The organism is Mycolicibacterium peregrinum (assembly GCF_001665625.1).
Lineage (GTDB): Bacteria > Actinomycetota > Actinomycetes > Mycobacteriales > Mycobacteriaceae > Mycobacterium > Mycobacterium peregrinum_B.
The window spans coordinates 51,304-74,206 of the sequence record NZ_LZSY01000118.1 but is presented as its reverse complement, the minus strand read 5'-3'; the positions used below and the strand labels follow the sequence as shown (position 1 = coordinate 74,206).

General features: G+C 66.2%; 23 protein-coding genes and 1 pseudogene. 9 read left to right on the top strand and 15 right to left on the bottom strand.

Translation table 11 applies throughout. The features are described 5' to 3' along the window. Positions 1 to 17: 17 nt before the first annotated feature. Positions 18 to 911, top strand: a pseudogene (locus tag A5779_RS19295) (NAD(P)-dependent oxidoreductase); the annotation flags it as partial. Positions 912 to 915: 4 nt separating this feature from the next. Here A5779_RS19295 and A5779_RS19290 read toward each other — a convergent pair. Both A5779_RS19290 and A5779_RS19285 read right to left on the bottom strand, forming a co-directional pair. Beyond that, positions 916 to 1,752: an SDR family oxidoreductase gene (locus A5779_RS19290; RefSeq protein ID WP_064884650.1), complete on the bottom strand. Its 837-nt coding sequence runs from the start codon at positions 1,750 to 1,752 to the stop codon at positions 916 to 918. Positions 1,753 to 1,763: 11 nt separating this feature from the next. Further along, positions 1,764 to 2,672, bottom strand: a complete 909-nt coding sequence (locus A5779_RS19285; protein ID WP_064884648.1) for an enoyl-CoA hydratase — start codon at positions 2,670 to 2,672, stop codon at positions 1,764 to 1,766. Positions 2,673 to 2,940: 268 nt separating this feature from the next. Here A5779_RS19285 and A5779_RS19280 point away from each other — a divergent pair, with 268 nt between their 5' ends. From A5779_RS19280 to A5779_RS19265, 5 genes are all read left to right on the top strand, one after another. Further along, positions 2,941 to 3,336 (top strand): hypothetical protein, encoded by a 396-nt coding sequence (locus A5779_RS19280; RefSeq protein WP_064884646.1) that lies wholly within the window; start codon positions 2,941 to 2,943, stop codon positions 3,334 to 3,336. Between the two features lie 71 nt (positions 3,337 to 3,407). Next, positions 3,408 to 3,725 carry a hypothetical protein gene (locus A5779_RS34065; protein ID WP_082941755.1) on the top strand — a complete coding sequence of 106 codons (318 nt, stop codon included), beginning with the start codon at positions 3,408 to 3,410 and terminating at the stop codon, positions 3,723 to 3,725. Between the two features lie 104 nt (positions 3,726 to 3,829). Continuing rightward, entirely contained in the window at positions 3,830 to 4,219 is a 390-nt protein-coding gene (locus A5779_RS19270) for an intersectin-EH binding protein Ibp1 (protein WP_082941754.1), read from the top strand. A 45-nt stretch (positions 4,220 to 4,264) separates the two neighbouring features. Beyond that, positions 4,265 to 4,429, top strand: coding sequence for a hypothetical protein (locus A5779_RS33595; RefSeq protein WP_110777506.1), 165 nt, complete (start codon positions 4,265 to 4,267; stop codon positions 4,427 to 4,429). Next, a complete protein-coding gene (locus A5779_RS19265) occupies positions 4,429 to 5,880 on the top strand; it encodes an alpha,alpha-trehalose-phosphate synthase (UDP-forming) (RefSeq protein ID WP_064884642.1) in 1,452 nt (483 codons plus the stop codon). The genes A5779_RS33595 and A5779_RS19265 overlap by 1 nt, the downstream gene beginning before the upstream one ends. Positions 5,881 to 5,933: 53 nt before the next feature. Here the strand turns inward: A5779_RS19265 and A5779_RS19260 are convergent, their stop codons facing one another. The 12 genes from A5779_RS19260 to A5779_RS19205 all read right to left on the bottom strand — a co-directional run bounded on the left by A5779_RS19260 (position 5,934) and on the right by A5779_RS19205 (position 17,757). After that, a complete protein-coding gene (locus A5779_RS19260; protein ID WP_064884640.1) occupies positions 5,934 to 6,419 on the bottom strand; it encodes a hypothetical protein in 486 nt (161 codons plus the stop codon). Then, complete coding sequence (locus A5779_RS19255; RefSeq protein ID WP_064884638.1) at positions 6,419 to 7,117, bottom strand: Rv1363c family protein; 699 nt, start codon at positions 7,115 to 7,117, stop codon at positions 6,419 to 6,421. Before A5779_RS19255 ends, A5779_RS19260 begins: the two co-directional genes overlap by 1 nt. Further along, positions 7,117 to 8,805 carry an MCE family protein gene (locus A5779_RS19250; RefSeq protein ID WP_064884637.1) on the bottom strand — a complete coding sequence of 563 codons (1,689 nt, stop codon included), beginning with the start codon at positions 8,803 to 8,805 and terminating at the stop codon, positions 7,117 to 7,119. The genes A5779_RS19255 and A5779_RS19250 overlap by 1 nt, the downstream gene beginning before the upstream one ends. Then, the gene (locus tag A5779_RS19245) at positions 8,806 to 9,927 is read right to left on the bottom strand and encodes an MCE family protein (RefSeq protein WP_110777503.1); all 1,122 of its coding nucleotides are present in this window, start codon (positions 9,925 to 9,927) and stop codon (positions 8,806 to 8,808) included. A gap of 71 nt (positions 9,928 to 9,998) precedes the next feature. Then, positions 9,999 to 11,393, bottom strand: coding sequence for a virulence factor Mce family protein (locus A5779_RS19240; RefSeq protein WP_064884633.1), 1,395 nt, complete (start codon positions 11,391 to 11,393; stop codon positions 9,999 to 10,001). Then, positions 11,390 to 12,448, bottom strand: coding sequence for a virulence factor Mce family protein (locus A5779_RS19235; RefSeq protein WP_064884631.1), 1,059 nt, complete (start codon positions 12,446 to 12,448; stop codon positions 11,390 to 11,392). Before A5779_RS19235 ends, A5779_RS19240 begins: the two co-directional genes overlap by 4 nt. Beyond that, a complete protein-coding gene (locus A5779_RS19230; protein ID WP_064884629.1) occupies positions 12,441 to 13,490 on the bottom strand; it encodes an MCE family protein in 1,050 nt (349 codons plus the stop codon). Before A5779_RS19230 ends, A5779_RS19235 begins: the two co-directional genes overlap by 8 nt. Then, positions 13,490 to 14,692, bottom strand: coding sequence for an MCE family protein (locus A5779_RS19225; protein ID WP_064884627.1), 1,203 nt, complete (start codon positions 14,690 to 14,692; stop codon positions 13,490 to 13,492). Before A5779_RS19225 ends, A5779_RS19230 begins: the two co-directional genes overlap by 1 nt. Before the next feature lie 6 nt (positions 14,693 to 14,698). Next, on the bottom strand, positions 14,699 to 15,541 hold the full coding sequence (locus A5779_RS19220) for an ABC transporter permease (protein ID WP_064884624.1): 843 nt from the start codon (positions 15,539 to 15,541) through the stop codon (positions 14,699 to 14,701). A 58-nt stretch (positions 15,542 to 15,599) separates the two neighbouring features. Beyond that, the gene (locus A5779_RS19215; protein WP_064884622.1) at positions 15,600 to 16,364 is read right to left on the bottom strand and encodes an MlaE family ABC transporter permease; all 765 of its coding nucleotides are present in this window, start codon (positions 16,362 to 16,364) and stop codon (positions 15,600 to 15,602) included. A gap of 271 nt (positions 16,365 to 16,635) precedes the next feature. Next, the gene (locus tag A5779_RS19210; RefSeq protein ID WP_064884620.1) at positions 16,636 to 17,553 is read right to left on the bottom strand and encodes a 3-oxoacyl-ACP reductase; all 918 of its coding nucleotides are present in this window, start codon (positions 17,551 to 17,553) and stop codon (positions 16,636 to 16,638) included. A 12-nt stretch (positions 17,554 to 17,565) separates the two neighbouring features. Further along, positions 17,566 to 17,757, bottom strand: a complete 192-nt coding sequence (locus A5779_RS19205) for a ferredoxin (protein ID WP_036391771.1) — start codon at positions 17,755 to 17,757, stop codon at positions 17,566 to 17,568. Positions 17,758 to 17,922: 165 nt separating this feature from the next. Here A5779_RS19205 and A5779_RS19200 point away from each other — a divergent pair, with 165 nt between their 5' ends. The 3 genes from A5779_RS19200 to fadD17 are packed head-to-tail and all read left to right on the top strand — an operon-like array spanning position 17,923 to position 21,729. Then, positions 17,923 to 19,104, top strand: a complete 1,182-nt coding sequence (locus A5779_RS19200; RefSeq protein ID WP_064884618.1) for an acyl-CoA dehydrogenase family protein — start codon at positions 17,923 to 17,925, stop codon at positions 19,102 to 19,104. A gap of 13 nt (positions 19,105 to 19,117) precedes the next feature. Beyond that, positions 19,118 to 20,215 carry an acyl-CoA dehydrogenase family protein gene (locus A5779_RS19195; RefSeq protein WP_064884616.1) on the top strand — a complete coding sequence of 366 codons (1,098 nt, stop codon included), beginning with the start codon at positions 19,118 to 19,120 and terminating at the stop codon, positions 20,213 to 20,215. Between the two features lie 2 nt (positions 20,216 to 20,217). Continuing rightward, on the top strand, positions 20,218 to 21,729 hold the full coding sequence (gene fadD17 / locus A5779_RS19190; protein WP_064884613.1) for a long-chain-fatty-acid--CoA ligase FadD17: 1,512 nt from the start codon (positions 20,218 to 20,220) through the stop codon (positions 21,727 to 21,729). Here fadD17 and A5779_RS19185 read toward each other — a convergent pair. Then, on the bottom strand, positions 21,726 to 22,892 hold the full coding sequence (locus A5779_RS19185) for an NADH:flavin oxidoreductase (protein WP_061262997.1): 1,167 nt from the start codon (positions 22,890 to 22,892) through the stop codon (positions 21,726 to 21,728). The genes fadD17 and A5779_RS19185 overlap by 4 nt on opposite strands. Positions 22,893 to 22,903: the final 11 nt, after the last annotated feature.

The following is a 22,903-nucleotide window of genomic DNA, read 5'->3' as shown; positions in this document are numbered from 1 at the left end:
GGTCAGCCGGTAAGAGTGGAGACATGAAGATCGGATTCATCGGGCTGGGCAACATGGGCTCGGCCATGGCCGCGAACCTCCTCACCGCCGGGCACGAGGTCACGGTGTACAACCGCTCCCCCGACAAGGTGACCGCGTTGGCTGCCCAGGGGGCAGTGCCCGCGGCATCGGTGGCGGATGCGTGTCATGGCGACGTCGTCCTCACCATGCTTTCCAACGACGCCGCGGTGGAGGCCGTCACGTTCGGCGACAGCGGCATCCTTGCCCACCTGCCCGGCGGCGCCGTTCACGTCTCGTCGTCGACCGTCAGTGTCGCCCTGGCCGACCGTCTCACCGCGGCCCATGCCGATGCCGGGCAGGGTTTCGTCGCTGCGCCGGTGTTCGGACGTCCGGAGGCCGCCGCAGCTGCCAAGTTGTACGTGGTGGCGGCGGGCGCCCCGGCCACCGTCGAGACGGTGTCGCCGATCTTCGATGCGATCGGGCAACGCACTTTTGTGCTGGGCGAGGAACCCCGCGCCGCGAACCTGGTGAAGATCAGCGGCAACTTCCTCATCGCCTCGGTGATCGAATCCCTCGGTGAGGCAATGGCACTGGTGGGCAAGGCCGGAGTGGACAAACAGCAATATCTGGAGTTGCTGACATCGACGCTGTTCGATGCGCCGGTGTACCGCACCTATGGCGGGTTGCTGGCACGCGAGGAGTTCAGCCCGGCCGGTTTCGCCGCCCCACTCGGACTCAAGGACGTCAAACTCGCACTGAGTGCGGGCGAGGAACTACAGGTGCCCCTGCCCGTCGCGAGCTTGTTGCGCGATCGCTTCCTGACCCTGCTGGCCACCGGCGGCGGCGAGCTCGACTGGTCCGCAGTGGGCGCGCTGAGCGCGTGGGAGGCCGGAGGAAAACCTCCGGCCTGACTCGCTACTCGGCAACGACCCCGCGCAGGCCGTCGGCGCCGTACAGCGGCTCCAGCATCGCCGAGATGTCGGGTCCGCGGCGCAGGCTGTGCCCACCGTCGACACCGATGGACTGACCGGTGATCCAGCCCGCGGCGTCGCTGAGCAGGAATGCCGCCAGGTTGGCGATGTCCTCGACCTCACCGAACCGCGGCATCGGCGTGCAGGCCTTGTAGTCCTCACTGGCGGCCGGCAGCTCGAAAACCGGGCCGACCATCTCGGTGCGGGTCAAACCGGGCCGGATGCTGTTGAACCGCACCGAGGACGGTCCGAGTTCGTCGGCGGCCAGCTTGATCAGATGGTCGAACGCCGCCTTGCTCACACCGTAAGCACCGAACCAGCGGTGGGTGTTGGTCGACGCGATCGACGAGATGCCGACGAACGACCCGCCACCGCCGCGGACCATTTCCCGACCCGCGTGCTTGATCAGGTACATCGTCCCGTTGACGTTCAGATCGACGGTCTGGCGCCACAATTCGGAATCGATCTGGGTGATCGGACCGATGGTCAGCGACCCACCGGCACTGTGCACCACACCGTGCAGTCGGCCGTGCCAGGCAGTGGCGGCGTCGACCGCACGGCGGACCTCGTCCTCGTTGGTGACATCGGCGGGTTCGTAGCGCACCTCACCACCAGCGACTCCTGCGCTCAATTCGTCCGCAGCCGCACTCAGCTTGTCGGCATTGCGCCCGATCAACAGGGCGTTGCCACCGGCGGCGACGATGGCCGCCGCGGCACCCTTGCCGATTCCGCTGCCGCCTCCGGTGACCAGGTACGTGCGATCCTTCAACGACAGTTCCATTTGCGTCATCCTTATGGTGTATCTCGCCGGGCCGGTTTCGGGGCCCCCAAGGTCCGCCAGTCGGGAACATCGGGCGGCATTCCCACCGGCCAGCGGTTCTCGTTCACCGACGCCCAGTGCGCATGCCCCAGCTCGTGAATGTGGAACGCATGACGCAGCGCCTCGGTGAAGCCCATCGCGTCGCTGGCCGCGTTGACGGAGTCCTTGACCAACAGGGCCGCCATCGTCGGCCGCTCGGCGATGCGACGCGCGAATTCCAGTGTCTTGTCTTCGAGTTCGTCGCGCGCGAAGACCTTGGACACCATGCCCAACCGGTACGCCTCATCGGCGTCGATCGAATCACCGGTCAGCAGTAGCTCTTTGGCCTTGCGGGCGCCGAACTCCCACGGGTGGGCGTAGTACTCGACGCCCGGCATCCCCATACGAACCCCGACGACGTCGCTGAACTTGGCGTCGTCGGCGGCCACGATCAGGTCGCAGGCCCAGATCAGCATCAGTGCCGCCGAGATCGCGTTGCCCTGCACCTGGGCGATGGTGATCTTGCGCAGATCACGCCACCGCCGGGTGTTCTCGAAGTAGAAGTGCCACTCCTGCAGGTAGGTTCGCTCAGTGACGCCGGCGGCGGTGGCACCGTGGGATCGGAACGTCGGGTGCTGAGTCGGCCCGGGCGCGCGCTCGGCCAACGCCTCTTCGGAACCGAGGTCATGGCCGGCCGAGAAGTTCTTGCCACGCGCGGCCAGGATCACCACACGGACTGCATCGTCGGCCTCGGCCCGGCCGAATGCCTCGTCGAGTTGCACCAGCAGGGTCCGCGACTGGGCGTTCTGCGCATTCGGACGGTTCAGCCAGATCCTGGCGATGCGCCCGTCATCGAGTGTCTCGTATTCGACCTGAGGCGTTGCCTCATCGGGATCGGCCATATCGGACCACCTCTTAGTCAAGGTAAGTAAGTTACGAACTGCACATTACGTGTATCACGTAACCCGGCTCACACCGGGATCACAGCTACCGCTCAGCAGCTTCACAGCACGTGGTTCGGCATGACTGCACCACAATCGCAGTGACAGCCATTTCCCCTTGTAGAGCGTAAAATATCCAACGCAGGACGACTTCACGGATCACCGTGGTCGGATCACCGAGGCCGGGTAACCAGCAAACCTTTTCAGGCCCTGAAGAGAAAGCACGCCAATGGCTATCTTCCCGTCCGGCTTCCCGGCCGGCCCCCGCCGTTTCGTCGTCGCGGCCGGCATCGCCGCAGCCATCGCCGCGGCCCCTGCCCTGACGGTGCTGTCGACGCCCTCCCAGTCGCTGGCCTCGTGCCCCAACGGCGAAACCGAGGACACGTTCACCAACGTGTGCGTACCCGACATCGTGCCGAACTCCCCCGGCAACTTCAGCAGCGTCGCAGGCAACCCCAACCTGCCTGCCGTGAACATGCCCGGCGGGGGCGGCGCCATCCCGTGCACCGGCGCGAACTCGGGTGAGTGCATCGGCCTGGCCGAAGAGCAGCAGTCCGAGGGACCCCAGCCAGTTCCGCAGTCGACGGTCGGCAGCAGCCCGACCGTGCACGGTTCCATCGGCTGACACAGCACGGCTCCAGACACCGCACAGTAAACCCTCAGCAGTCCTAGACTGCTGAGGTGAAATCAGTTGTCGTGCCCGCCGTACTGTCCGGCGTCGGCTGTGCGCTGCTCCTGTGGCTCGGCGCGCCGGTCGCACAAGCAACCTGCACCTCCGGCGAGGAGGAGGACGTCTACACGACGACCTGCACCCCGTACCTGGTGCCGAATTCACCGTCCCCGTTCAGCGGCATCCCCGGCAATCCGGACATGCCTGCGGTGGACCTGCCCGGCGGAGGCGGCGCCATCCCGTGCACCGGTCACAACGCCGGCGAGTGCATCGGCCTGGCCGAGGAAGACGAGGCCGAGGGACCGCAACCCATTCCGCGCTCGACCATCAGCGCCAGCCCTTAGCACTTCCGAGGGTTGCCAGCTACCGCATAGAAGCAGTGCAGATTTTTCCCAGCTTCCTTAGAATCCCTGCAACGAACAATCGAATAACTAGAGAAAGCGTGACGATGGCGACCTTCCCGATCTCGATGCGACGTCTGATCTTTGCCGGCGGATTTGCAGTCGCTGCGGCCGCCGCCCCGGCGATCGCCGCGTTCTCCGTACCCGTGTCCGCCGGCCCGGCGATCGCCTGCCCGACAGGCGAAGAGGAAGACCTCTACACCAACATGTGCGTCCCGCACACCGTGCCGAACTCCCCCGGCAACTTCAGCAGCATCGCGGGCAACCCCAACCTGCCGGCCGTGAACGAGCCCGGTGGCGGCGGCTCCATCCCGTGCACCGGCGCCAACACCGGCGAATGCATCGGCCTGGCCGAAGAGCAGCAGTCCGAGGGACCCCAGCCGGTGCCGGAGTCGACCGTCGGCAGCAGCCCGACCGTGCACGGTTCCATCGGCTGATGGCATGCGGCGACCCGGGCTCTCCGGGTCGCCTACAGTTATGTCATGCCTGCGAAAACTGATACCGCCGACATCGACGACGTCGAACCCCTCGCCGACAGCACCGCCAGCCAGGCTCGCCGCGTCGTAGCGACCTACGCCACCGACGCCGACGAGTGCCGCATGTTCCTGTCGATGCTCGGCATTGGGCCCTCGAAGACCGAGGCGTAATGAGTCCGGAGGCCGGCCCGCCGGCCGCCTCCGGTAACTCCGACTTCGTCGTGGTCGCCAACCGGCTGCCCATCGACATGGAGCGGTTGCCGGATGGCAGCACGACCTGGAAGCGCAGTCCCGGCGGCCTTGTCACCGCGCTGGAGCCGCTGCTGCGTAAACGCCGCGGCGCGTGGATCGGCTGGGCGGGTGTCCCCGACAGCGGCGAGGAGCCGATCGTCGAGGAGGACCTGCAGCTCTACCCGGTGGAGCTGTCCGCGCAGGACGTCGCGGATTACTACGAGGGGTTCTCGAACGCCACCCTGTGGCCGCTCTACCACGACCTCATCGTCAAGCCCGTGTACCACCGCAAGTGGTGGGACAGCTACGTCGACGTGAACCGGCGTTTCGCCGAGGCCACGGCCCGGGCAGCGGCCCACGGCGCGACGGTCTGGATCCAGGATTATCAGCTGCAGCTCGTCCCCAAGATGCTGCGCATGCTGCGTCCCGACCTCACCATCGGCTTCTTCCTCCACATCCCGTTCCCGCCCGTTGAACTGTTCATGCAGATGCCGTGGCGCACCGAGATCGTCGAGGGCCTGCTCGGAGCCGACCTGGTCGGATTCCACCTGGCAGGGGGCGCACAGAACTTCCTGGTCCTGGCCCGCCGCCTCGTCGGCGCCAATACCTCACGCGCATCGATCGGGGTCCGCTCGCGCTTCGGTGAGGTCTCCTACGGGTTCCGCACGGTCAAGGTCGGCGCTTTCCCCATCTCGATAGATTCGGCTGATCTGGACGCCAAGGCCCGCAACCGATCGGTGCGCCAACGCGCCCGGCAGATTCGCGCTGAGCTCGGCAATCCGCGCAAGATCCTGCTCGGCGTCGACCGGCTCGACTACACCAAGGGCATCGACGTCCGGCTGCGAGCCTTCACCGAACTGCTCGAAGAGGACCGGATCAAACGCGACGACACCGTTCTGATCCAGCTGGCCACACCGAGCCGCGAGCGGGTCGAGAGCTATATCGCGATGCGCGAGGACATCGAGCGGCAGGTCGGCCACATCAACGGTGAATACGGTGAGGTGGGGCATCCGCTGGTGCACTACCTGCACCGGCCGGTGCCACGCGATGAGCTCATCGCGTTCTTCGTCGCAGCCGACGTCATGCTGGTCACCCCGCTACGCGACGGCATGAACCTGGTGGCCAAGGAGTACGTGGCGTGCCGCAGTGACCTCGGCGGCGCGTTGGTGCTGTCGGAGTTCACCGGGGCGGCGGCCGAGCTGCGTCAGGCCTACCTGACCAACCCGCACGATCTCGAAGGCGTCAAGGATGCCATCGAGGCGGCGCTGGAGCAGAGCCCCGAGGAGGGCAGGCGCCGGATGCGTGCGCTGCGCCGCCAGGTGCTGGCGCATGATGTGGACCGTTGGGCGCGCGCGTTTTTAGCCGCGCTCGGAAGCGCGAATTCAGCCTGAGCGCCGGCCGGCGCGCGAATTCCTTGAGCGCCGGCCCGCTTCGGGTCAGGTGACTAGATCGGGTTGATCGCGTTGATCAGCCAGTTCCCGCCGATCTTGCGGTAATCGACCTTCAGTCGGCTGCCGTCATAGAGCGGTTGGCGGGACTGGTCGGTCACGGTGCGGTTCATGTACACCATGACGGACCCCGAATCACGCTGCGCCGTCATGACACCGATGCCGACGACGCTGATCTGCACCACCAGCTGACGCTTGCGTGCCTCGGGGATCACCTTGGCGGTGGCGTCCTTCTCGAACTGCTGCCGGAAGTCCGGGGCGAGCAGCGGGTACGTCTCCATCAGGCTGCGCTCGACGGTCTGATAGTCGTAACCGAACACTTTCGGGATCTGTTCGGCGGCCAGCGCAGGGAGTTCGGTCCTGGCCGTCTCCTGACCCTGCTGCGCCACGCGGTTCCAGTACAGCGAGCCACCTACGGCGGCCAACCCGACGAAGGCCGCCGTCAACAGGCCGATCAGGAGGGCAGTGAGTTTAGAGCGCATCAGTTTCCGCCGTCGGGGTACTTGAGGTCGTATCCGGTCATGTGCCCGTCGTCGTCCTCGTGCACGATCACCCGCAGCCGGTACGGGCGAGTCGGCGAATTGACGCCGTCCACGTCGGTGACCGTGACACGCACCGCCACCAGTACCGAGGCATTCCGGGCGATCTCGTCGACCTTCTCCAGCGCCGCGCCGTTGATCACAGCCTCCGAGCTGGCGTTGGTGTCGCGGAACAACGCCTTGAGGTTGTCGGCGTTGTTGCCCTGGCTCATCATGTCGCGCAGGGGGCCGCTGGTGCCGTCGATGAAGCGGTTGACGCTTTCGTCGATCGTGTCCTGGGTGTAGCTGAACATGTTGATCACGGTCTGCTTGCCGGTGTCGACGAAGCTCTCGTCGCGGGCCTGCAGGGCATCGACCGCATGTTGCTGATCGCGCATGACATAGGCCAGCGCACCCAGCGCAGCGGTCCCCAGACCCAAAGTCAGTGCTGCCACCAGGGCCACCAGGGTGCGGTGGGCGCGCCGACGGGGCGGCGCCTTGAGCGGTGTCGGCTGCGAGGCCCTGGCCGCCGCCTTGGTGGAAGGCTCCACCAAAGGCACGGTCTGGGTCACCTCGCCTGCCGTCCCGGCCCCGGTCGGGCCGGCCGCCCTTGACGCGCGCCTACGGACCGGCCTCGTATTCGAGGCGGTTTCTTCGATCATCAAGCCTGCCTTGGATCCAACATCAGGTCTACCCAGGTCTCCGCTGGCGCCAGTTTGTCGGCGCCGGCTGCGTACACGCCGGTGCCTCCGTCGGCGTCGGCGAAGACCCCACTGTGCTGATCGTAGGTGCCCGTCATCGGTGCGCTGGCCAGAGGTGGTGCCTCGGCCGGCAACGGCGCTTCCGGAGCCGGCGCCGGAGCCGGGGCTTCCGGAGCCCCGGGAGGCGTCCGGCCGTACGGCGGCACGATCTGGTCCGGCGGTGCGAAGTACGGCCACGGCGGAGGCGGTGTGCCCGGCTTGTTCGGCGGCACCGGCAGCGGGAACGGCGCGTGCGGCGCGGGGCCCGGGCCGGGTTCGACCCCGGGTGGCAACTGCACGACGGGCGGGCCCGGATCCGGATCCACCTGCGGCGGGATATTCGGGAACTTGTTGGGCGGCAGGATGTTACGCCCGTCCTCGATCGGCGTGCCGTACGGAACCGGCGGGCCGCGCCACGGGTTGCTGCCCACCGGCACATAGCCCTTGGGATCGCGGCACAGCTGGATGGTGGGCGCCCGCTTTCCGGGGAACTCCATGCACGGGTAGTTGCGCGCACCACGCACCACCGCCGGGTCGTTCTGTGCGGTCTTGCAGTACAGATCGGACGGCAGCTCACGCAGCGTCTCGTCGGCCGGAGATCGGATCTGGGTCGGCGGGACGAACCCGGTCAAGCAGGGCGGCGCGTCCCCGAGGTCGATCTTGAAGTCCAGCTTGGCGCCCTCGTCGGCAGGTGCCCCGCCGGCGACCGTGCTCAGCGCCGCCATCAGTGCCGGGAAGATCACCAGCGCCTGCTCCAGGGACTTGCTGTAGATCACCCCGATGCGGCCGAAGTTCGCCAGGTTCGCCGCCAGCACCGGGAAGGTCGGCCGGATACCGCTGAATGCGGTGTTGGCCGCCTCGGTGGTGCCCGGAACGGTCTTGAGGGTGGCGCGCAGCTGCGGATCGGCCTTGTTCACCTCACCGGTGAACCGGGCCAGCCCGTCGGCCAGCGAGCGGATGTTGTCGCCGCTACGCATCTGGGCTTCCAGGAACGGCCCGGCCTGGTCGATCAGCTGAGTGGTCTCGCCGTAGTTGGCGTTGGCCTCGTCGATCAGCAGACGTGAGGATTGGATCAACCGGGCGAGTTCGGGCCCCGACCCGTTGAACGCCTTGAACGTCTCACGCAGCAGATCCTGCAGCCGGCTGTTGCCGATACTGCTGACCAGTGTGTCGGCTTCGTGCAGCATCCCTGCGATGTCCTGGCCGACCCGGGTGTTGTCCTGCTCGATGGTGGCGCCGTTGCGCAGCTTGTTGGTCGACGGTGACTCCGGCGGGATCAGGTCGATGTACTGCTCGCCGACGGCCGAGACACTCTTGACCGTGGCGATGACGTTGTCGGGTATCGCCGTGTTGCTGTTGAGCTGCATCTTGGCGACCACGCCGTCGGGTGCCAGGCCTACGGAATCCACCCGGCCGACCGTGACGCCACGGTAGGTGACGTTGGCGTTCTGGTAGATCCCGCCACCGGCCAGGAAGTTGGCGTTGACGTGGTAGGTGCCGATACCCACCGCAGCGGGCAGGTGCAGATAGAACAGCGAGATGGCACCCACGGTGAGGATGGTGACGACCCCGAAGATCATCAGCTGCATACGGGTGAGCCGGTCGATCATCTACGGCTTCTCCTCGTGCTGGGTCGCAGTTCCGGCCGGGATCTTGAACGGATCGGCCGCCTGGCCGGACAAGTTGGCCATCGCCCCGGTCAGGAAGTCCGGCGGATTGATCACCTCGTTGAGGTGCTGCATGTTCGGGTCGAAGGCTCCGGTCGTGAAGATCGACTCACCGAACCGCCGCAGGGTCAGGTCGAAGGTGACGTAAACGTTCAGGTAGTCGCCTCGCACCGCCTGGCGCAGATACTTGTAGTGGAACGGGAAGGTCGGCAGGAACTCCAGGTCCTTGATGAAGTCGTCGGCGTTGTCGTTGAACGCCTTGATCACCGGATAGAGATCCTTGAGATCGGCCGCAAAATCGTCCTTGGTCTGCGACAGGATCCGCGAGCCGACCTGGGCGAAGCTGCGCAGCGCGGTGAACGCGTCGACGATGTTGGACCGGTTGTCGTTGAGCACCTTGAGCGCGCCGGGCAGGGTGTCGAGTGTGCGGCCCAGGCTGTCCTGGCTGCGGGCCAGGATCGACGCGAACCGGTTCAGCCCGTCCGCGGCCGCGATGATGTCGTTGGTCTGCCGGTCCAGTGACGCGGTCAGCTCGGCCAGCCGCGGAATCAGATCGGCGAAGGTTCCGGCCCGGCCGGCGACGGCCGCGTAGGCCTCATCGGTGATGTCTTGCAACGCACCGAGATTGCCCTTGTTGACCACCATGCCCAGCGAGGAGAGGACTTCCTCGGTGGTCGGATAACGGTCGGTCTGGGACAGCGAGATGTTGGAACCCTGGGCCAGTCGCCCCTCGGCCGGTTGATCGACAGGTTCGGACAGCTCGATGTGCTGGGAGCCGAGTAGCGAGGTCTGGGCAACGCGCGCAACGGCATTCGCCGGGAGCTTCACGTCACCGTTCAACGACAGTTGCAGCGCCGCATAGAAGGTGCCGTCCTGGCGCTGGACCGCATCCACACCCGACACGCTGCCGACGGTGACGTCGTCGACCATCACCGGCGAGTTCTGCGGCAGGGTCGCCACGTCGGGCAACTGCACCGTGACGGTGTAGGAGCCGGACCCGTGCCCGGCGGTACCGGGCATGTTCAGCGAGTTGAGACCGCCGAACTGGCAGCCGGCCAGCAGCATGGCGCCACTGCCGATCGCCAGGGTGCGACTGCCGATGCGGGATGCCTTACCCCTCAATGCTTTACCCCTCATCATCCGCCGGCACCAGCCTCAGCGGGTGCAGGCGCGGCCACGGGCCCCGGCGCGGGCGCAGGTCCTGGCGCGGGCCCGACTCCGGTTCCAGGTGCCGGCGCGGGTGCATCCGGCGGCAGGATCAACGAGCTCAGCGTCGCGTCCGGCGGGATCTGCGGCGGCGTGACGCCGGGTGCGTTCTGCCACTGCAGGTAAGGCACCGGCGTCTCCGACTTCGCTTCGGTTTCGGGGGTGTCGTACTGGATCTGGCCCTTGTAGGCGGTGATGGTGTTGACCGGATGGAACAACACCGGTGGGTAGTTCATCGTGATGCGGCGCAGGACCGGACCCATTCGCTGCCGGCAGATCTCGGCGCGTTTGTAGTTGTCCGGGGTCGAGCCGGTGTCGAAGTTGCCACCGCACAGGAACTGCACCGGGTTGGCAAAGTTGGGCAGCGACAACAGACCACCGACGGTGCCCTGCGCCGGGTTGTAGATGTTGTAGAAGTTCGCCAGGCCGTTGGGCGTGACGTGGAGGATCTGCTCGATGTCGTCACTGTGGTCGGTGAGAATCTGGGTGAAGTCGGCCAGCTTGCCCACCTGGGCGATCAGCGCCTCGTTGTTCTCGTTCAGGAATCCGCGGACGTCGCCGAGTGCCTGATTGAGCGTGCCCAGTGTCTGGTCGAGCCCGCTGGAGCTGTCGGCCAGCACCTGCGACACCGACGCCACGTGATTGGTGAACTGCACGATCTGTTCGTTGCTGTTGGACAGCGCGTCGACCAGGATCTGCAGGTTCTTCACCGTGCCGAACAGATCGGTCCGCGAATCACCCAACCGGCCTGCGGTTTGGGACAACTCACGCAGCGCATTGCGGAACGAGTCGCCGTTGCCGTCGAACGTGGTCGCGGCCTGGTCGACGAACGCCGCGATCGGGCCCTGCACCGAGTTGGCCTGCGGTCCGAGTTGCGAACTGAGCTGGGTGAGTTGCTCCTTGACCTCGTCCCATTCGACGGGCACTCCGGTGCGGTCGAGTCCGATCGACGCGCCGTCGGCGATCACGTCGCCTTCCGTGTAGGCGGGGGTCAACTGAATGAATCTGGCCGACACCAGGTTCGGCGACAGGATCAGCGCCTTCGCGTCCGCGGGCACCTTGACGCCGCGGTCCAGGGTCATTTCGATCTTGACATCCGAGGGCCGCGGTTCGATGGAGTCGATCGTGCCCACCGGCACGCCGACGATCCGCACCTCGTCGCCCGGGTACAACCCGACGGCGTTGGTGAAGTACGCGGTGAGCTTGGGGCCGGTGCGTGACGGCCACACCTGGTAGACGCCGACGGCCAGGACCGCCAGCAGCACCACGGCCAGTGCGATACGCATCCACCGGTTGCGGCCGGATGCCGGGTTCTGTTGGGTCATGGCGATTTCGGCCTAACGATCACTCGCTCGGAAATGTAGCCGCGCAACATATCGGACAGGCTGTCGGGCAGTTTGCCCGGCTGGAAGTAGGTGTCCAGCAGTACCTCGGACATCGCTGCCGGCGGCAGGCCGTACAGGTTGATGTTGAAGCCGGGGCCGTTACCGACCACCTCGCCGAGCGCGGTGGCATATCCCGGCAACCGCTTGAGCGCCTCACCGATGTGCTCGCGCCGTTCCAGCAGGTTGTCCATCACCAGATTGAGCTTCTCCAGCGCCGGTTTGAATTCCTTGCGGTTGTCCGCCACGAATCCCGAAAGCTGGTGCGACACATCGTCGATGCCGGCGATCAGGTTACTCAGCGCCTGCCGGCGCTCATCGAGCGCGGCGAACAGCTGATTGCCGTCGTTCAGCAGCTGGTTGACCTGCCCGGCGCGGTTGGCCAGGAGATCCGACACCCGCTTGGCGTGGGTCAACAGCCCCTCCAGGGCCTCGTCCCGCTTGTTGATGGTGCGGGACAGATTCGTGACGCCGTCCAGGGCACCGCGCAACTGCGGGGTGGCGTCGCGCAACGTGTCGGTCAGTGTCTGCAGCGCCTGCTCGAACTTCGGCTTGTCCAACTCGCTGACGTTCTGCCCGAGGTCCTGCAGCGCAGTGTTCAGCGTGTACGGAGTCGTGGTGCGTCCCAAGGGGATAACCGTCGACGTACCTACACCCTTCGGGGTCACCGAAAGCGACTTCTGGCCGAGCACCGTATCGGTCTTGATCGCCACCAGCGACTGATCGCCGACTTTGATGTTGCGGTCCACGGTGAATTTGACCTTGGCCGAGTCACCGGCCAAGGCGATGTCGGTGACCTTCCCGACCGTGATGCCCGAGATGTTGACGTCGTTGCCCGGAGAGATCCCACCGGCATCGCTGAAGTAGGCCTCGAACTGCTTGCCCTGCGGGAAGAACGGCAGGCCGGTGTAACCGAATGACACCAGCACCAGGCATGCCACCACAAAGATGCCGAGGATCCCGGTGCGCACGGGATTCGACTCGCGCGAACTAGCCATTGGTCGGCGCACACCTCCCCTTGGATGGGTCCGGCGGACCGCCGAACGGAATCAGGATGTCGCTGCCTGCCGGTCCGTTGACCTTCAACCGAACCGAGCAGTAGAAGATGTTGAAGAACGAGCCATAGGCACCGAGTGCGTTGAGCCGCAGGTAGTTCTCGGCCAGCGGCTCAATGACCTTGTTGATGTCGCCCTTCCGCTCGTCCATGCGCTGCGCCAGCGGCCGGGCATTCTCGATGACCCCCTGCAGCGGGCGGCGGGACTTCTCCAGCATGTCGGTCAGATCGTTCTCGGCCGAGGCCAGGGGTGCGATCGCGCCGGCGATCGGATCGCGTCCCTCGGACAGACCGGTGATCAGCTTCTGCAACTCGTCGACGCTGGTGTCGAACTGCGAGCCCTTCTCGTCCACCGTGCTCAGCACGGTGTTGAGGTTGGTGATGACGTCGCCGATGAGCTGATCGCGGGCGGCCAGGTTCTGGGTGAAGGCGCTCGTGCTGGTCAGCATGTTCGCCAACGCGCCGCCCTGGCCCTGAAGCATCTCGATCACCGCGTTGGAGATCTCGTTTACCTTCGCGCCGTCCAGACCCTTGAGCACGGGCCGCAATCCGCCCAGCAGCGCGTCGAGGTCCAGGGCCGGCTGGGTGTTCTGTGCCGGGATCGTCCCGCCGGGCGCCAGCTTGCGCAGTTCCCCTGGGCCCGAGGTGATTTCCAGGAAACGATCACCTACGAGGTTCAGGTAGCGCACCTTGGCCTGGCTCGAGGTGTAGAGCTGGTACCGCTTGTTGACGTCGAACGCGACGTCGACGGTGTTGTCGTCGTTCAGCTTCACGTCGTGGACCTTGCCCACCGGAACGCCGGCGATGCGGACGTCCTGCCCGGCCTTCAGCCGCGACGCCTCGCTGAACGTGGCGTGGTAGCTGTTGGCCGAGGCGAAGCGGAACTCGCCGAAGACCACCACCAGCATGGCCGCCACCAACAGCATCGCCACAGTGAAGATGCCGACCTTGAGCATGGTCCGGTCAGTACCTGCGCCGGTCGCCATCAGAATCGGTCCCTTTCTGCGAAAGCACCGTTGAACAGGAACTGCAGGGTCGCCGGCGCGTCGAACTGCACCTCGGTGTTCGGCTGGAACGGCACGTACGCGTTGTCGGTGACCACGAACGGGGCGCGGTACCAGCTGCCGCCGAACTGCTTGGTGGGCACGTCGGGAAGTCCGCGGCAGTTCGGCCCGCCGGAGGCGTTCACCATCGGCAGGCTCTCCGGATAGGTGTACGCCGGGGACCCGGGCAGGAAGTTGGAGTTGACGTACAGGCCGGGCCGGATACCGCCGATGATCGGGGCGAACCGGTCGACACCGATGGACACACCGCGCAGGAGACAGCCGAATTCCGGCGAATAATCTCCGGCCACCTTCAGCGGTGCACGCAACCGCTGGATCGCCGCGATGTAGTCGTCGGCCGCGGGCTCCAGAGTGGCGGTGCCGTTGTTGGCCAACCCGGTCGCCGACAGCAGCGTGGCGTTGAGGTTGGTCTTCTCATCCACGATGGTCTTGTTCAGCGCGGGCACGTTGTCGATGATCCGGGCCAGGTCGGGGCCGGCGTCGCCGTAGATGTTGGCGACCACCGCGGCCTTGGCGAAGTCCTCCTGCAGCGTCGGCAACTTCGGGTTCAGTTGCTGCAGGTAGGAATTCAAGCCCGACAAGGCCGCACCCGCATCGTCGCCGTGGCCCCGCAGGCCCTCACCGAGTGCTGACAGCGTGGCGTTCAGGCTGACCGGGTCGATCTTGTTGAGCACATCCGACAGCGTCTGGAAAAGGGTGTTGACCTCCAGCTGCACGTCCTTGGCGGCCACCGTGCTGCCCGGCCGAAGCGAGCCCTCCGGCTTGTCCGGCGCCAGGAACTCCACCGACTTGGCGCCGAAGATCGTGTTGCCGGCGATCCGCACGGTGGCGTTGGACGGGATGTAGCGCATCTCGCCGCGCTTGATGGACAGCGTCAGCTTCGCCTCGTGGCCGGCGTACGCGATCTCGGAGACCTTGCCGATCTGGATGCCGCGGTACTTCACCTTAGCGTCGCGCTCCATCACCAGGCCCGCCCGCGGCGCAGTCAGGCTGACGGTGTCGGTCGGCGTGAATGCCGCTGTGTAGGACAGGTAGGTGAACACCACGGCGGCGGCCACGATCGCCGCCAGGATCGCGGCCGCGATCCTCACATGCCTGCGGTGCTTGGAGGTTGCGTCTGACATCGCCGCCTACCCGGAGAGATTGAAGTTGCCGGACGCGCCGTAGACGGCCAGGGAGATGAACAGGGTGATCGTGACGACCACGATCAGGGAGGTGCGCACGGCCTGACCGACCGCGATACCCACGCCGACCGGCCCGCCGGAGGCGTTGTAGCCGTAATAGGTGTGCACCAGCATCACCGCGATGGCCATCACGATCGCCTGGAGGAACGACCACAGCAGGTCGCTGGGTATCAGGAAGGTGTTGAAGTAGTGGTCGTACAGGCCGGCCGACTGCCCGTTGATGAACACAGTGGTGAACCGCGCTGCGAAGAATGCGGCGAGTACCGACAGCGAGTACAGCGGAACGATCGCGATCAGCCCGGCCAGCAACCGGGTGGAGACCAGATAGGACACCGCGTGGACCGCCATCGCTTCGACGGCGTCGATCTCCTCGGCCACCCGCATCGCGCCGAGCTGGGCGGTGGCGCCTGCGCCGATCGTGGCGGCCAGGGCGATGCCGGCGATCACAGGTGCCACGATGCGCACGTTGAGGAATGCCGAGAGGAAGCCGGTCAGGGCCTCGATGCCGATGTTGCCCAGCGACGAGTAGCCCTGAACCGCGATGACACCGCCCGAGGCCAGGGTGAGGAAGGCCGCGACACCGACGGTGCCACCGATCATCACCAACGCGCCTGCGCCCATGGTCATCTCGGCTACCAGGCGGATGGTCTCCTTGCGGTAGCGGTTGACCGCGTTGGGCAGGTACCGCATCGTCTCGCCGTAGAACAGTGCCTGCTCGCCGATGTTGTCGACGGTCTTGGGCACGCCCCGGAACAGCCGCCGGAAGCGGAGGGTGGCGTCATAGCTCATTGTTGTCTCTTCTTCGCGCAAGCGCTCATCAGATCTAGGTTCTTCGCGCAAGCGCTCATCAACGCACCAGCACTCTCACCCCGATAGCCGTCATGATCACGTTGATCACGAACAGGCAGATGAAGGCGTAGACCACCGTTTCGTTCACTGCGTTACCGACACCCTTCGGGCCTCCTTTGACGGTCAACCCGCGGTAGCAGCCGACCAGGCCGGCCACCACGCCGAACAGCAGTGCCTTGATCTCGGCCAGCACGAGCTCGCCGAGCCCGGTCAGCACGGTCAGTCCGTTGATGAAAGCTCCGGGGTTCACGCCCTGGAGAAATACCGAGAAGGCGTAGCCGCCTGCGATGCCGATCGCACACACCAGACCGTTGAGCAGCAGCGCCACGAACATCGACGCGAGCACACGGGGCACCACCAGGCGCTGGATCGGATCGATGCCCAGCACCCGCATCGCGTCGATCTCCTCGCGAATGGTGCGGGCGCCGAGGTCGGCGCAGATCGCGGTGGCACCTGCACCGGCCACCACCAGCACCGTCACGACGGGGCCGAGCTGGGTGATGGTGCCGAAGGCGGTGCCGGCGCCGGACAGATCGGCCGCACCGATCTCGCGAAGAAGAATGTTGAGCGTGAACGCGACCAGAACCGTGAACGGGATGGCGACCAGCAGGGTCGGCACGAGCGAGACCCGGGCGATCATCCAGGTTTGATCCAGGAACTCTTTGAACTGGAACGGTCGACGGAACATCTTGGCGAAGGTGTCCAAGGACATCTCGACGAAGCCGCCCACGGCCCGGGCCGGAACCGCAAGCTGTTCGATCAACCTGGGCTCCGTTCTCGGGGTACTTCGGATGGGGAAATTTTGCGGAAACTCGCGTTAGCGAAAAATTGACGGCCACATGTCGTGGCTGCCCTCCCACCCCTTGGTCTTAGTGCGCTCTTAGTGAGCCGGATCATATTAACTAGAACATGTTCGCACTGTCAAAGAATTCAAAATATTAGCTTCAACAGCGGTTTTCCCAGCTCAGGACATGTTAGGCCGACTATCAACTGAAACACGTTTCAGTTGCGTTGAGCGACCTCCAACGAGACTGTCAGTCTCGTGAAGCCATCAGCTCGGTGGCCGAGAATCCACGCGTCCGGTCACGATCAGCAAAGTAGTCGTGCAGTGTCCCGCTGAGGTCTGCGGCGTTCCAGGCGTCGGAGTCTGCAGTGAAGTGCTTCTCGGCGGTGGGCGGCGCGACCAACGTGACAGTTGGACCATAGACGATGAACAGCTGAGCGTTCACAGCTTCGGAGGCCGGAGCGGCCAGGAAACGTACCAGCGTGACGACATGGTCGGTCGACAGCGGGTCGATCTGCCCTTCGGCCCCGTCGGGCGCGTCGCCGAAGACGCCTGCGGTCATGGCGGTGCGGGCCCGCGGCGCGATCGCGTTGGCCCGCACGCCGAAGCGTTCCAGGGCCCGGGCGGCCGACACGGTCAGTGCAGTGATGCCCGCCTTGGCGGCGCCGTAGTTGGGCTGGCCGACCGGGCCCGACAGCCCGGCCTCCGACGACGTGTTGATGATCCGGCCGTAGACCGTCCCGTCCCCCGCCTTGGCCTTGTTGCGCCAGTAGACGGCGGCATTGCGGGTCAGCAGGAAGTGGCCGCGCAGGTGCACGGCGATGACCGCGTCCCACTCCTCGTCGCTCATGTTGAACAGGATCCGGTCGCGGGTGATGCCCGCGTTGTTGACGACGATGCCCAGGCCACCCAGCCCGTCGGCGGTCGCGACCAGCTCATCGGCTGTCGAACGCGCACTGATGTCTCCGGCTACCGCGACGCCCTTGGCGCCGGCGGCAGCGATCTCGTCGAGGACGTCAGAGCCCTCCAGCGCGGCGGCCATGTCGTTGACCACCACGGTCGCCCCGGCCTTGGCCAGGCCGATGGCTTCGGCGCGGCCCAGGCCCGCTGCAGCGCCGGTGACCACGGCCACTTTTCCGGACAGATCGATCTGAGCGTCGTCGGTCATTTATGAATACCTCTAGTCTTTTCGGATCAGGGCTGCACGGGGGCATTCGGCGATGGACTGCTCGGCCAGATCCTCCTGGTCGGCAGGCACCGGATCGGACTTGACCACGGCATAGTCGTCGTCGTCAAGATCGAACAAATCGGGGGCAATACCCACGCAGACCGCATTACCTTCACAGCGGTCACGGTCAACTTCTACTCGCATGGCGACCTCCTCACGACGTGTGCGCACACGGGGCTGCGTGCGTGCAGCCACAGAATACGACCACACCTGACGGATACCGGTCAGGCACCGGCCTGGATCCTAAGACTAGAACGTGTTACAACCAGGTGAGAACGCAGGTCTATCAAGCAGTGAGGATGCAGCGCAATGCGGATCGGTTACACCCCCGAGCAGGAGGAGCTGCGCCGCGAGTTGCGCGCGTACTTCTCCAAGTTGATGACACCCGAACGGGTTGAGGCACTCAGCTCGTCCGAAGGCGAGATGGGACGCGGCAACATCTACCGCGAGACCGTCGCGCAGATGGGCAAGGACGGCTGGCTGACGCTGAACTGGCCCGAGGAGTACGGCGGCCAGGCGCGTACGCCCATGGAGTCGCTGATCTTCACCGACGAGGCCGCGATCGCCGGTGCGCCGGTGCCGTTCCTGACGATCAACAGCGTCGCGCCGACGATCATGCACTTCGGCACCGAGGAGCAGAAGAAGTTCTTCCTGCCCAAGATCGCCGCGGGTGAGCTGCACTTCTCCATCGGCTACTCCGAGCCCGGCGCGGGCACCGACCTGGCGGCACTGCGCACCACGGCCGTCCGCGACGGTGACGACTACGTGGTCAACGGCCAGAAGATGTGGACGTCGCTGATCGCCTACGCCGACTACGTCTGGCTCGCGGTGCGCACCAATCCCGAGGCCAAGAAGCACCGCGGCATCTCGATGCTGATCATGCCGACGACGGCCGAGGGCTTCTCCTGGACCCCGGTGCACACCATGTCGGGTGTGGATACCAGCGCCACCTACTACCAGGACGTGCGCATCCCCGTCACCAACCTGGTCGGCGAGGAGAACGCCGGCTGGAAGCTGGTGACCAATCAGCTCAATCATGAGCGGGTGGCTCTCGTTTCTTCGCAGCCGATCTACGTCGCGCTGGACGGGGTCCGCGAGTGGGCCCAGAACACCAAGGACGTGCACGGCAAGCGGGTCATCGACTCGGAGTGGGTGCAGCTCAACCTGGCCCGGGTGCACGCCAAGGCAGAGGTGCTCAAGCTGATCAACTGGGAGCTGGCCTCTGCCCAGGACGAGGCTCCTTCTCCGGCGGATGCGTCGGCGGCGAAGGTGTACGGCACCGAGCTGGCCACCGAGGCCTACCGCCTGCTGATGGAGGTGCTGGGCACGGCGGCGACGCTGCGCCCGGACAGCAAGGGCGCGCTCCTGCGTGGCCGCATCGAGCGGTTCCACCGGTCGGCGCTGATCCTGACCTTCGGCGGCGGCACCAACGAGATTCAGCGTGACATCATCGGCATGGTCGCTTTGGGCCTGCCCAGGGTCAACCGGTAAGGACGGCACACCAATGGATTTCAAGACGACCGAAGAGGCCACCGACCTGGGTGGCCTGGTGCGCACGATCACCGAATCGGTGTGCACACCCGAACGTCAGCGTGAGCTCGACGGGCTCGAGCAGCGGTTCGACGCCAATCTGTGGGCCAAGCTGGTCGAGGCCGATGTGCTGTCGGCGGCGGCTCCCGAATCGGTGGGCGGCGGTGGTCTCGGCGTGCTCGAGCAGACCGCCGTGCTGACGGCGCTCGGCCGCCAGCTGGCTGCCGTGCCCTACGTGGACTCGGTGGTACTGGGCGCGGGCGCGCTGGCCGCGTTCGGATCCGAGGAACTGCGCACCCAGTGGGCCGCGCCCGCGGTGTCCGGCAACAAGATCCTCACTGTCGCCCTGGACGGCGAAATGGGCCAGGGACCGGTACAGGCTCAAGCTGACGACGCCGGATACAAACTCACCGGTACCCGCACCCAGGTGCACTACGGGCCGATCGCCGACGCGTTCCTGGTTCCGGCCGAAACCGATTCCGGAGTCAGCGTTTTTCTGGTGTCCGGGGATGATCCCGGTGTGACGGTCAGCCTGCTCAGCACCACCGGCAAGGGCAGCGTGGCCCTGCTGGAGCTCGAGGGCACCACGGTGGACGCCGCGCGCGTCGTCGGCGGTGCCGAGGTCGCCGATTGGCTGACCACGCATGCGGCGTTGGCCCGCACCGCGTTCCAACTCGGCGTGCTGGAACGCGCGCTGGAGCTCACCTCCGAGTACGCCCGCGAGCGCGAGCAGTTCGACCGGCCGATCGGCAGCTTCCAAGCTGTCTCGTCACGGCTGGCCGACGGCTACATCGACGTGAAGGGCCTGCGCCTGACACTGACCCAGGCGGCGTGGCGGCTGTCCGAGGATCTGCCCGCCGACATCGATGTCGCCAGTGCGGCGTTCTGGGCGGCCGAGGCGGGCCACCGCGTCGCGCATACCGCGGTGCACGTGCACGGCGGTGTCGGTATCGACATGGACCACCCGGTGCACCGGTACTTCCTGGCCGCCAAGCAGACCGAGTTCAACCTCGGCGGGGCGACCGGGCAGTTGCTGCGCATCGGCCGCGAACTCGCGGACACGCCGGTCTAGGGATGGGAGGTCCAACCGCAGGCCCGACGGTCACCGAGCTGCTGGTCCCGCTGGCACAGGTCACCGACCGTGGCCTCTACCAAGAGGATTCGTTCGTCAGCTGGGCCGACCACATCGCCGCCGGTGCACAACTGGCCGCGGCGCTGCGGGCCCGGTTGGACCCCTCCAAACCCCCGCATGTCGGGGCACTGCTCGGCAACACCACGTTTTTCTCCAGCCTGCTGGTGGCCGCGGGCCTGGACGGGCTGGTCCCCGTCGGGCTCAACCAGACCCGCCGCGGCGACGCGCTGGCCCGCGACATCGCCAAGGCCGATTGTCAGCTCGTCCTGGCCGACAATCCGGACGCGGTCCCGACCGGAGTGGATTTCATCGACGTCGAATCCGAAGACTGGGCAGCCGAACTCGCGTCGTATCGGGACACCCCGGTGACGTTCGCCGATCTGTCGGCCGACGACCTTTTCATGCTCATCTTCACCTCGGGAACCAGCGGGGATCCCAAGGCGGTACGGGTCACCCACGACAAGGTGGCGTTCCCGGGCCGGATGCTGGCCGTCCGCTTCGGGCTTGGTCCGGCCGACACCGTGTACCTCTCGATGCCGCTGTTCCACTCCAACGCGATCATGGCGGGCTGGGCCGTCGCCGCCGCGGCCGGTGCGTCGATTGCGTTGCGGCGCAAGTTCTCCGCATCCGGTTTCATGCCGGACATCCGGCGCTTCGGTGCCACCTATGCCAACTACGTCGGCAAGCCGCTGTCCTACATCCTGGCCACCGAACCTGCGCCGGACGACGCGGACAATCCGTTGCGGATCCTCTACGGCAACGAGGGCGCGCCGCGGGACCTGAGCCGGTTCGCCGAGCGGTTCGGCGTGACGGTGGTCGACGGGTTCGGCTCCAGCGAGGGCGGTGTCGCGATCGCCCGCACGCCCGACACCCCCGAGGGCGCCCTGGGCCCACTCACCGACCAGGTGGCGATCGTGGATGTGGACACGGGTGAACCGTGCCCGCCCGGGGTGGTCGGCGAGTTGGTGAACCCGACCGGCGCGGGTTGGTTCCGCGGCTACTACAACGATCCCGAGGCCGAAGCGGACCGCATGGCCGGCGGCGTCTACCACACGGGCGATCTGGCCTACCTCGACGAGGACGGGTATGCGCACTTCGCCGGACGGCTCGGCGACTGGATGCGGGTGGACGGCGAGAACCTGGGAACCGCGCCGATCGAACGAATCCTGTTGCGCTACCCCGATGTCGCCGAGGTGGCGGTGTATCCGATCCCCGACCCCGATGTGGGTGATCAGGTGATGGCTGCGCTGGTGCTGACGGCAGGCACGCCGTTCGACCCGCAGAAGTTCAGCGCCTTCCTGGCCGAGCAGTCCGATCTGGGCCCCAAACAGTGGCCGTCGTATGTGCGGATCGGCGATGCGCTGCCACGCACCGAGACGTTCAAGGTGATCAAGCGGCAGTTGACGGCCGAGGGCACCGACTGCGCCGACCCGGTCTGGCCGATCTCCCGCTAGCCACGCACCACGCAGCGGGTGCCGCCGATGTACACCGTCGGCATGCATTTCTGGCAGTGCACACACAGTCCCGCGGTCGCCGAGCCCTCGGCAAACCTGTTGACCAGGGCTGGATCTCGCAGCAGTGCCCGACCCATGGCGACGAACTCGAATCCCTCGTCCACGGCCGCCTGCACGGTGGCCAGCTCGTTGACGCCGCCCAGCAGGATCAACGGCATGGTCAGTGCCGCGCGGAACTGCCGAGCCAGCGGCAGGAAGTACGCCTCTTCGAAGGGATAGGTCTTGAACAGCCTCGAGCCGAGTACCCGTAGACCCAGCCCCACCGCCTTCGGCTGGCAGGCGATGAACTCGTCGATCGGGACCTCGCCCCGGAAGTAGTACATCGGGTTCTGCAGCGAGCTGCCACCGGTCAGTTGCAGGGCGTCCAGATGACCGTCGGCCTGCAGCAATTTCGCCGTGGGCAGACTGTCGGTGAGCCAGAAGCCGCGGCGCACACCGTCATCCATGTTGAACTTCGCGGTCACCGCGACGGAATGGCCGACCTCGCCGCGGACCCGCTCGGCGACGCGGCGGGCCAGTTCTGCGCGTCCGGCGGTGCTGCCGCCGTAGATGTCGTGGCGTTTGTTGAGGCCGGGGCTGAAGAACGAGCTCAGCAGGTAGCCGTGACCCATGTGGATCTCGACGGCGTCGAACCCCGCCTCGACAGCGTTGCGCGCGGCCGTGCCGAATTGGTCGACCACGGTGTCGAGCTGTTCCGTTGTGGCCGCCTTCACCAGTCCCATTGCCGGCGCACTGATCCTGGTGCTCGGCGCGAGCGAGGGTGTGCGGTTGGACAGCGTGTTGGCGACCAAACCAGCGTGTCCGATCTGGGCGCAGACCAGTGCGCCTTCTCGGTGCACCGCGTCGGTCAGTCGCCCCAGCGCAGGCACCGCGTCGGTGTTGAGGATGACGGTGTCGCGATGCACCCGGCCACCCGGCGAGATCGCGCAGTAGGCAACCGTGGTCATCGCCGCGCCGCCGCGGGCCACCTCGGTGTGGAAGTCGATCAGGTCATCGGTGACCTGGCCACGCGGCATGACTCCCTCGAACGTCGCGGCCTTGATGAACCTGTTCTTGAGGGTCAACGGCCCCAGCTGCATCGGCGTGAACGGTTTCGATACCATTGGCATCGAAA